At 38.0% G+C, this 10,264-nt stretch carries 8 protein-coding genes and 3 pseudogenes; 5 read left to right on the top strand and 6 right to left on the bottom strand.

Annotation, left to right across the window (positions count from 1 at the left end; genetic code table 11):
- Window positions 1-197: pseudogene (locus HMPREF0666_RS16325) on the bottom strand (helix-turn-helix domain-containing protein); the annotation flags it as partial.
- 237 nt (window positions 198-434) lie between these two features.
- Here HMPREF0666_RS16325 and HMPREF0666_RS01150 point away from each other — a divergent pair.
- Window positions 435-1,703 (top strand): leucine-rich repeat domain-containing protein, encoded by a 1,269-nt coding sequence (locus HMPREF0666_RS01150; RefSeq protein WP_009010446.1) that lies wholly within the window; start codon window positions 435-437, stop codon window positions 1,701-1,703.
- Between the two features lie 179 nt (window positions 1,704-1,882).
- On the opposite strand, the gene HMPREF0666_RS01145 is transcribed toward HMPREF0666_RS01150, so the two are convergent.
- Window positions 1,883-2,809, bottom strand: coding sequence for an IS982 family transposase (locus tag HMPREF0666_RS01145; protein ID WP_009010445.1), 927 nt, complete (start codon window positions 2,807-2,809; stop codon window positions 1,883-1,885).
- 100 nt (window positions 2,810-2,909) lie between these two features.
- Here HMPREF0666_RS01145 and HMPREF0666_RS01140 point away from each other — a divergent pair.
- Window positions 2,910-3,386, top strand: a pseudogene (locus tag HMPREF0666_RS01140) (mobilization protein); the annotation flags it as partial.
- Between the two features lie 92 nt (window positions 3,387-3,478).
- Here the strand turns inward: HMPREF0666_RS01140 and HMPREF0666_RS01135 are convergent.
- Window positions 3,479-4,444: an extended-spectrum class A beta-lactamase CfxA3 gene (locus HMPREF0666_RS01135; RefSeq protein WP_004348227.1), complete on the bottom strand. Its 966-nt coding sequence runs from the start codon at window positions 4,442-4,444 to the stop codon at window positions 3,479-3,481.
- Between the two features lie 843 nt (window positions 4,445-5,287).
- Here HMPREF0666_RS01135 and HMPREF0666_RS18600 point away from each other — a divergent pair.
- Together HMPREF0666_RS18600 and HMPREF0666_RS01130 are read left to right on the top strand one after the other, a co-directional pair.
- Window positions 5,288-5,401: a leucine-rich repeat protein gene (locus HMPREF0666_RS18600; RefSeq protein WP_369750525.1), complete on the top strand. Its 114-nt coding sequence runs from the start codon at window positions 5,288-5,290 to the stop codon at window positions 5,399-5,401.
- Complete coding sequence (locus HMPREF0666_RS01130; RefSeq protein WP_009010443.1) at window positions 5,380-5,724, top strand: leucine-rich repeat protein; 345 nt, start codon at window positions 5,380-5,382, stop codon at window positions 5,722-5,724. The genes HMPREF0666_RS18600 and HMPREF0666_RS01130 overlap by 22 nt, the downstream gene beginning before the upstream one ends.
- 305 nt (window positions 5,725-6,029) lie before the next feature.
- Here HMPREF0666_RS01130 and HMPREF0666_RS01125 read toward each other — a convergent pair whose 3' ends face one another.
- Window positions 6,030-6,626, bottom strand: a complete 597-nt coding sequence (locus HMPREF0666_RS01125; RefSeq protein ID WP_009010442.1) for a hypothetical protein — start codon at window positions 6,624-6,626, stop codon at window positions 6,030-6,032.
- A 761-nt stretch (window positions 6,627-7,387) separates the two neighbouring features.
- Between HMPREF0666_RS01125 and HMPREF0666_RS17210 the strand changes: the two genes are divergently transcribed.
- Window positions 7,388-7,597 carry a Fic family protein gene (locus HMPREF0666_RS17210; protein WP_369750524.1) on the top strand — a complete coding sequence of 70 codons (210 nt, stop codon included), beginning with the start codon at window positions 7,388-7,390 and terminating at the stop codon, window positions 7,595-7,597.
- 93 nt (window positions 7,598-7,690) lie between these two features.
- On the opposite strand, the gene HMPREF0666_RS01120 is transcribed toward HMPREF0666_RS17210, so the two are convergent.
- Together HMPREF0666_RS01120 and HMPREF0666_RS17815 are read right to left on the bottom strand one after the other, a co-directional pair.
- Window positions 7,691-8,599 carry an Abi family protein gene (locus HMPREF0666_RS01120; protein ID WP_009010440.1) on the bottom strand — a complete coding sequence of 303 codons (909 nt, stop codon included), beginning with the start codon at window positions 8,597-8,599 and terminating at the stop codon, window positions 7,691-7,693.
- Between the two features lie 1,228 nt (window positions 8,600-9,827).
- Window positions 9,828-10,264, bottom strand: a pseudogene (locus HMPREF0666_RS17815) (IS30 family transposase); the annotation flags it as partial.

Raw genomic sequence — 10,264 nt, 5'->3', positions numbered from 1 at the left:
CGCCTTGTTTGTACTGCATTTTGCTTTGGGCAGTTTCCCAATTTATAGTGTCTTCTGACTCCACTATTACGTCTTATCTCACGAGACACTGTACTTGCACTTACATTTATCGCCTTGGCAATATCTTTTTGTTTCGTTCTATTTTGGAGTAGCACAGAAATTGTGTACCTTTGCTCCGAGGTTAATTGTTTGTACATTGCAATGCAAAATTAATTAATCTTTGGGAGACAGAGGTCTCCCTTTCTTATTTTTATGCATTGCTTGTTGATTTTCTTCTCATGGGGGCTTCTCGCCCCCAAACCCCTCGGTGTTTTCAGGTATAGATTATTAAGCTACACCAGCACTTGGGATTGCAGTTCTATGTTGAACTTGCGATCTTTGTATTTGATTTTCCGCGTAAATCAAAAAAGTATTATTTATATAAAAATACTAACATGAAACAAATTTACATCTTACTAATAGCTCTACTCATGGGCTTATCAGCTAAAGCAGAAAGCTCTGGTACTTGTGGACCTAATCTAAAATGGCACCTTACTGATGATGGAGTTTTAACCATTACAGGAAAAGGGGAAATGTATGATTATTCAGTTCCATACAATAGTGCACCATGGAGATACTTTGGTGTTAAACGAATTATAGTAGGTGATAGTGTTACGACAATTGGAGAGTATGCTTTTAGCTATTGCAGTTCTCTAACCTCTGTAACCATTCCCAATAGTGTTACGACAATTAAGGAATATGCTTTCAGCAATTGTAGTTCTCTAACTTCTGTAACCATTCCCAATAGTGTTACAACAATTGGCGGCGATGCTTTCAACGGTTGTCGCTCTCTAACTTCTGTAAACATTCCCAATAGTGTTACGACAATAGGAGGTTGGGCTTTCAACGGTTGTAGCTCTCTAACTTCTGTAAACATTCCCAATAGTGTTACGACAATAGGAGGTTGGGCTTTCAGCGATTGTAGCTCTATAACTTCTGTAACCATTCCAAATAGTGTTACGACAATTAGAGAGTATACTTTCGACAATTGTAGCTCTCTAACTTCTGTAACCATTCCCAATAGTGTTACGACAATAGGAGGTTGGGCTTTCAGCGGTTGTGGCTCTCTAACTTCTGTAACCATTCCCAATAGTGTTACGACAATAGGAGGTTGGGCTTTCAGCATTTGTAGCTCTCTAACCTCTGTAACCATTCCAAATAGTGTTACTACAATTGGCGACAATGCTTTCATGGGTTGCAGTTCTCTAACTTCTGTAACCATTCCCAATAGTGTTACGAGAATAGGTAGCGAAGCTTTTAGCGATTGCACCAACCTGCAAAAAGTAAATATCGGAAATAGTGTTAAGACTATAGGAGAATTCGCATTTAACAAATGTACCAATATAACACAGATTTCAAGTGAGGCAGTCGTACCTCCAACCTGTGAATCAGGTGTTTTTTTCTACATAAATACATCTAAATGTAAACTTATTGTTCCTAAGAATAGTCTTGACGCATATAAACAAGCATACCAATGGGAAGATTTTTCCTTAATAGAGGGTAGTACTACTGGTATTACAAACACTGTTAATAATAAAGCAGGACTTGTCGATGTCTATACAATAGATGGAGCAAAACGGCTAAGTAAAGCAAGCACTGACGAAATTAATGCTTTGCCTAAGGGTGTTTATATTGTCAATGGTAAAAAGATAATCATTAAATAATGGACACAATGGTTTTCCTAAGCCACACCATATATTTTTACTTGTTGTATGTTCGTCTGACAAAGAAATAAGAATAGGAGCAGAAATTTACAAGGAAAACTTTGATGGCTTATACAGAAAACCTTATTACTATACAGCAGCAAGTGAGCAATCATTTGCTACTTGAGTTCGGGATAAGTTTAGCATGAAAAAAGTTCCAACTGCCTTGTTTTTTCCACATACACCGGCAGTGCCTCTGGCTTGTTATCAAAGAAGCAGTATGCTGTAAGGGCAGAACACAAGTTCATGATAAAGTTGTGTATCGAGCGGTGTCTTGAGTGAACAAGGTTGGCCTTGTTCTTAAGCAGTTCGTTAATGCACTCGATGATGTATCTTTTCCTCAGCATGATCTTGTCCCACATAGGCATCAGTTTGTTCTTCATCTTAGCCTTGAGCCCATGAACGAGTTGGATACCTTGACCGAACAGGCTCTCAAAGAGTTCCTGCTTGATATATCCTCTATCAGCGAAGACCTTCCCAAACAAGACCTTTGCAAACACCGTCCACACCCTGCTATCCCTGTCATCCACATTTGCTCCTGTAAGACAGAACGTTATCACTTCACCAGAATCATTGCATAGCAGGTGCAGCTTAAATCCATGGCACCAGCCCATGGTGCCCTTTCCGTCCTTGGCAAGGCCGGCAAAGACTTTGTTGTAATATCGTCGTACATTGTGACACACGGGTATCATTGTGCTATCAACGAATGTTATACCCGTACACTTGCCGAAGGCATAGAGCTTCATGAACAGCATCATCTTAAAGAACACTCTTGGCATGAGTTCAACGAAGCGGTTATAGGAAACCGCATCGGGAAAATCCTGACGCATCACCCCTTTGACCCAATTCAAATAATACTCCTTGAAATTGCGATATGCGCCGAAATGATAGCATACCAAAATGGTCATAATCTCACTTTCTGAGAGCCTGCCCTTGCGGTTTCGGTAGCGTTTGCTGTCACTGTTATGAGACGGTAGACGCAGGTTTTTCACAAATTCGGCACTCAAATTCTTATCAAACTCGTCGATTATACAGAAAATTTCAGTAACTTTGTCCTTGGTAATCATCGTTCAAAAATTTGTAATCTATTGATTATCACCTATAAAGATACGAATTTTTGACGAGATTACCAACTTTTACAAGCCTTTTCTTATCCCGAACTCGCGTAATATTGAAAAATTGCAGAGCCAAGTACAGCAGATGCAGAAACAGCATGATACGCAAATCCACAATCTCAGAGAAATGCACAGGCAGGAACTTGACATGAAAGAAAAAGAACTGTCACGGCTCGCCAGAATCATAGACAAGGCTTTCAGGTGGTTTCCGATGTTCAGGGAAATGCTGCGCATGGAAAAGTTTTGTGCCATGCTGGGATTCTCTAAAGAAATGACTGAAAGTCTTATAGTCAAAAAAGAAGCCCTGAAATGTAGCGGTAAAATCTATTCCGAGCAACACAGGCGGAACTTTGATATAAAGGATGATATTTTAAGGGTGGAAAATGACCCTGACGATGAAAGCAGGCTGAACCTGACAATAAACAGGAAGCCGATTGCCGACTGGTTCAGGGAGCAATGGCACAGGCTTAGATATGGAGCAAGAGTGCCGCAACAGGAAGAAAGAAAAAGTAGAGGATTCAAATTATAATAGAAGCAATTTGATTAGTAATCTAAAAGCACTCCGATAACGATTAGAGTGCTTTTAGATTGTTTATCATTAATTATCAAAGCAAGTGCAGTTTAAGATTTTACTGAAGTTTGCATTAATAAAGAATATACTACAGCTGATATATGCGCAACATATTGTGACGCTTGTGATTCATTTCCCTTGAAATCCTTAACAAATACCGCTAAGGTATAACTGATATTATTAGGCAGACATATATAGGCAACATCATTGTGAGCTGCAAGAACACCATTTTCATTAACATCACCTGAACCTGTCTTATGCGCTATAACAACCCCTTCTTTATCAAGAAGTGGAGCTGCTATCCTATCTACACCTGTTTTGCATTCTTTTAACGTATTCTTAATGAAACTTTGTTTCTCATCATCGATAAGACCTTCAGTAAACAAACGATTCATCAACATTGCAGCACCAAGAGGAGATGTATAGTTAGAGTAAGCCTTGTTATGGTCAGCCGACATTTCCTCTTCCGTATAAGCTATCTGAAAACTTGAACGAGGAATGAGTGTGGCTATAAAACTATCTGTTTGAGCGACATTAACCATATCCTTAAACATAAGGTTGCTTGCATTGTTGTCACTCTGAGTAAGAGTATAACGCAGCAAATCTCTCACTGTCAATGATATGACTGGCCCTGAATAATCTTTCAGCATAGGACTCCAAGTCTTTGGGTCAAGTTTATCCCTATTTATATTTACTAAGGTATCAAGTGAAATTCCTTTATTGTCAAAGTCATTACAAAGAGCTAATGCCTGATGAACCTTAAACACACTCATCATAGGATAAACACTCTTATTATTGACCTTAACCGTATCTCTGTTATTAACAATAACCGCCACACCAATTTCGCCAGGACAAGCTGAGACAATTTGAGAAATGCTATCAGTCAAAACATTTGTTAAAGGAGGATTTGCGCTATCTTTTGTCGCTGATTTATGGAACAATGAAAATACCAAGATGAAAATGCAAACTAAAGCTATACTCAAAACTACGATTTGTTTTTTTCTGTTTTTTTCCATGTTTATATTATTTATATTTGTTTGACGAGAATATCTTTATTTGCCGACAAAGGTACATAACTTTACGGAAAAATATGTTTCTAAAATATATAAATAGACAGCTGTGGGGAAAATGTGGGGAAAAATTAGATAATTAAAAAGGCTAAATGACTGAAAATAATCACTTAGCCTTTTAATCCGTACCCAGACCCGTACTTCGTAATTGCTGCGCCCATCATTCAAGACTGTCAAATCGGGTCTTTCCTGTCAAGCCAATGATGCCTATGCGTATGCCAAACACATGGATTACGGATTTCTCGTTCCGTGAACAAACACTTTATCCGCAACTCTGCTATGTGGTGTATTGGCTTAACTCCATTTCTATGGGCAACACTTTTGTTGCAGATTTCAAGCAGCTTTTATCGAAATACCCATCAGTAAGAACTCGTTTATTAGGCTTTCCTCATAATTGGGAACAAGAGCCTTTGTGGAGATAAAATAATTGCCCTGTTTCTTAAAAAGCACTGGGGCAAACCAGCTCCGTCTTTAATTGTTTCCAATAAATGGATTGTTTCAAGCCCCTATAGAAAGAGAACAAAAATTCCTGTGTGAAAATTAATCTACGACAAGGAGCAAGCAAGGAGCAATATCAAACAAAAATCAATACCTTTGCAGTACATATGAGATAGACCAAAACAAAAGTGGAATATCGGAAACGAATAGCAAGGAAAAGAGAAGAAACGACCCAAGTTGATGTCCTTTTTGAGTTAATAATCAATAAAAGCGTTAAATCTTCACCTTTTAGAATGTGCAATTAAAAATAACAACCATATTTCTGACTTATTATCTATAAAATATTGAGTAATAATCGGTTGTAAATACGGCTGTTGTAGCTCTCTAACTTCTGTAACCATTCCAAATAGTGTTACGACAATTGAAGGGAAGGCTTTCGAAGAATGTACCAACCTACAAAAATAAATATCGGAAATAGTGTTAAGACTATAGGAATATCAGCATTTAAGAACTGTCCCAGTATAACACAGATTTCGAGTGAAGCAGTCGTACCACCAATCTGCGATTCAGATGTTTTTAACGACATTAATAAATCTAAATGTAATCTTATTGTTCCTAAAAATAGTCTTGACGCCTATAAACAAGCACCTCAATGGAAAGACTTTCTCTTAATAGAGGGTAGTACTACTGGCATTACAAACACTGTTTATAATAACTCAGGACTTGCTGATGTAAATACAATAGATGGAACAAAACGGCTAAGCAAAGCAAGCACTGACGAAATTTAATGCTTTGCCTAAGGGTATGTATATTGTCAATGGTAAAAAGATAATCATTAAATAACAGACACATCGGGTTTCCTAAGTCACACCGTATATTTTTACTTGTTGTATGTTCGTCTGACAAAGAAATAAGAATAAGAACAGAAACTTACAGTAAAACATCGACGGCTTATATAGAAAACCTTATTACTATACAGCAGCAAGTGAGCAATCATTTGCTGCTTTTTCATTTACTTTCTTGCAAAAATCAATGCAAAGACTTATATTTGCAAAAGAAAGGGAGAGTACCTTTGATATGCACTACAAATATGCTATTTGAAAGACTGCATCAGTGGCATCAATACCTTTTCTTGCAGCTCTTTTCTATCAATAGCGGGATACATATCATCTCCTTTGATTTGAAATGAAGGTGTAAGACAAATAATGTAGACTCTGCCGTTTATAAAATACAGAACAGCATACAAGGGAGCCTCGCATTCTTCTATCATGAAATACTCCTTGTTGATGACAGGAAAGCTCCACCCCGTCTCTGCAGACTCCAAGGCAACGATTGCTACTACATCTTTCTGTAGACTGTCTTTAAGCAGCCATACATCTTTTGTTGTAATCGAAAAAGGATGCTTAAGCCACTTGGCGTCCAACCCCTTCACCACTGCTTTGATAAGCCATGTATTTGCTTTATCTTTGTGTAGACCAGTAAAAGCCTTACCTGTCCATCGAAGTTTATAAGTGTTTTCTACAGATATAATGCTGTAAGTTGGTGTAGACTTCTGCCCTTTGACGTTTTGTTGCAATTGCTTATTCTGATTTTGTTGTGAATTATCTTTTGCCGACGATGATATCGTCTGCGCTGTACAATTACAAAGTATGCAAACCAGACCTACGAAATATAATGCTAATCTCTTCATGCTACTGTTATATTTTAAACCTAAACTGATTTGACATTGGAGTAATAGTTGGCTTTGGAGCTGCCTCAATCTCTATATATAACTTTCCCACCTTTATCCATCTGTGCATAAATTAAGCGTAAAGATAGTTTTTCCACCTTATACAACATACTTTTGTGCATTAATTATTCTTAATGATGACTCATCCGAAATATGGAGTGATAAACTAAAACTCTTATATATAAGGCACACAGAGTCACGGAGGGGACGGAGGAAACGCAATGTCACGGAGGTGCCGAGGGCACAAAGAGCGACAGAGATGCAGCATACAGATTCTTGATAAATATTTTGGAATAAACGTTTTGTATATAAATTGCTAATAGAATTGGCAAACAAGCTCCGTTGCTCTATGCACCGACGGTGCCTCCGTTACTACTATAGCTTTGTATTTAATAATCCTCCGTTCTCTCCGTTCCTCCGTGTGACATTACTTCAAACTCTAAACACAAGTGGCAAACCTTATCACTCCAAAATCCTGAAGACCCTAAACGGTTCTTCCGTAATCTGCTATTAGGAGAGAAGTGGGACCTTCGCAATCGTTTCTTGCACATTAATGCTACTGATGACTGGAAGACACAACCGCCCCTTACAAACAAGACAAGTACTCGGTAAGAAGAAGACAAGCACAGGACAACTACAAGACAAGCACAGGACAACTACAAGACAAGTACAGGACAAGTACAGGACAAGTACGGGACAAGTAACACACGGATAATGCGAATATCAAACGACTGGTCATTGTTATAGGTAATCAAGCATTATCAGTAAAGAACATGATGGATAACTTAGAACTAAAAAGGCGAGATAGCTTCCTTAATCTTTATCTGAAGGCAGCAATCAACGAAGCCTACATTCGCCTACTCTATCCCAAATCCCCCAAGACATCCTCGGCAGAAATACCTACTGACAGCGAAAGGCTTAGTCCTATATAATGAATTAAAGAAGGAGAAAAAGAACTCTTTATAACCCAACTCGCTACTGATGCTAATAGTCGTAGGCGTATCATAAAGAATAACACAAAGCTGTTAGATACGCCAAAGTGGTTCTTCCTCCCACCCATGTGGGAAGCCGAGTGCATGCAAATCAACTTCAGGAAAGTCAGTAAAGAGCTTTTTCATTTTCTGAAGCATATCATTGTTTGGAGATATGACATCCAAGAAATACTTAATGATACATATATTATAATATATACGAAGCGAGTCTGTCTGTAGCGTAACCCAAGGATGTGTTGTTATATTAGGTGCCATCGGACGGATTGTATTTTGCTTGTTCCATACACGAGAATGGTGACAACATGCATTCCTCGTCAATGTCACAATAGTTAACCAAGACTCGAAAGGTGCTATTTGTAGGCCGAAAGATTGTGAAATTCTTTTCTTAATCTTCTTATCCCTGATGTTATTATATATGTTTGTGATGATACCAAACGGAAGTATCTCAGATATTATCCAAGCCGGTGGATAAGGGTCTGAATAGGTCTCCTTAAAGTGGATGATAAAATCCTCTCGTGATCTGCACATTTCATGACCTATCAAATCCATTGTCTTCAGAAACTTTGACTGATTAACAAAGTTTGCTGAATCTATCATCCAGAATGGATCTCTGGTCATGAAACTACCAATGTTAACTATAGCACAGCGAACAGCAACCTCTATTTTTTCGAGTTCATTAAACAAGAACATGCGGAGCTTTTTGTCAAAACGGTACAGCATCATGACTTGTTCGAATGTTGCTCCTTCTTTATAAAGGTGGAGGTTCTTTGGTATCTTTAGTAATGGATACATATAAGCAGACAGGCGATAATAGCCGATATGCTCTAAGAAATGCTCAGCTCTTGATGTATTTGAGACAAAAAGGCCTCTTTCTTGCAACAAAGAAACGAGGTCTCGAGCTGCTGTATAGCCTTTGCCAAAAGGTACTGTATGTGATATCATGATATAATAAAAAACGACCCGCACATTTGAGCATCGTTGAGAGGCTTGGCGGGTTCTAGCATTGCAAAGATAGAAGAATTATTTGAATAATCCAAGTCCTTATTAATAAAATGCACTTAAAGGATTCGTTTTTGGCTTTTTCATGAAAAACAACATATATAATATACATCTTGACCGTACTCATTTACCCTTTTATAAATATAAAACCAGAATATTATACTCGCAAAACAAGAAAGAACTAATATCATACTTAAGTTCAAAGAAAATCAAGAAAAGAACTTTTAGTGGGTTCTAAGTAGCCGATTGAGCGGAGAGAATTGTCTAAGAAACAAACATAATAAGGTAATAGGACATCCGTAGGATGTGCATTGTAATAGAGAAGATAAAGGAGAAATAGACTGCTATTGACGCTGCAATAAGATACAACAGAGCACATATAACTTACAAACATTGGGAATGCTTATAGAATATCAAAGGTAGACAGACTTGTTATTTACACCGACGAATCCAATTAGCAAAGCCAAGAAGACGGCGAAAATAGCGATACTCGTACACAACTATACGAACAGGAAAATAGATAAGAATAATAAGAACGAAACATGAAAACCCACACTCCTACTCCGCTATACGGACAGGAAAAGGGATGACAAAACGAGGAACGAAACATGAAAACCCACACTCGTACACCGTAACACGGACAGGAAAAGGGACGGCAATACATGGAACGGAACAGGGAAAACCCTCGCTCGTACGCTGTAAAACGGATAGGGAAAGGGATGAGAAGACTAAGTAGGAAACATGGCGGATGGAATGTTTGTAAAGAAATATTGTATACTGGATAGTAGGATAGGCTTATCTACTATCCAACTAAGGCCTTTCTTCCTTGCAGAAGACGCCCTTCAACACCCAAGAAGACGCCCTTCTTGACCCTTGAAAGGCACCTTCTACTAAGCTATAGTTTAACAGTTTGATTATTTGATAGTTATAACTCGATAAGAAAACACTATCAGCGGGATAGAGAGGAGGTTTTCGCTTCTATCATTGTAAAGTTATTTCGCATGCACGCCACGGTTATTAGATACGGATTACACCACTCATAAAGAAAAAAAAAGCAGAAAAAGCCTACATTTATTACTCCCTTCAAGGACACAAAATACGTAATGTTAATTGTTTTTAACACACCATACACTATTATTTTCAGGCGTGAATTCAACAAGCAAGTGCAAATTTACTTAATTAGTTCGTAAAAGCAGTCCTGTGGTGTTTTAAAATCTAATTTCTTTCTTGGCCTCATGTTAATTTTCTTTGAATACTTAGTTATTTGTTGCTGGCTGATATGCTCAAAGGTTTCTTTTTTTGGCACGTATTGCCTAATTAGTCCGTTAGCATTTTCTATAGCGCCTTTCTGCCATGAAGCGTATGGGTCAGCAAAATATATGGTAACACCAAGGCTTTTGGCTATCATTTCATGACAAGCGAATTCTGTACCATTGTCAGTTGTAATAGACTTGATATGGTCTTTGAAAGGAGATAGTAAGTGTATTACAGTTCGTGCCAGTTCTTTGGCATTTTTCCCCTTTTAGTTTCTCATAAACAACATGTTTGTACTACGCTCTATCAGTGTTACGATGGCACCATGGTTCCTCTTTCCAACTAATCGTGTCC

Source organism: Prevotella sp. C561, from assembly GCF_000224595.1.
Classification (GTDB): Bacteria; Bacteroidota; Bacteroidia; order Bacteroidales; family Bacteroidaceae; genus Prevotella; species Prevotella jejuni.
Note: the sequence above shows the minus strand (reverse complement) of the source record. Positions and strands in the feature narration are given on the sequence as shown.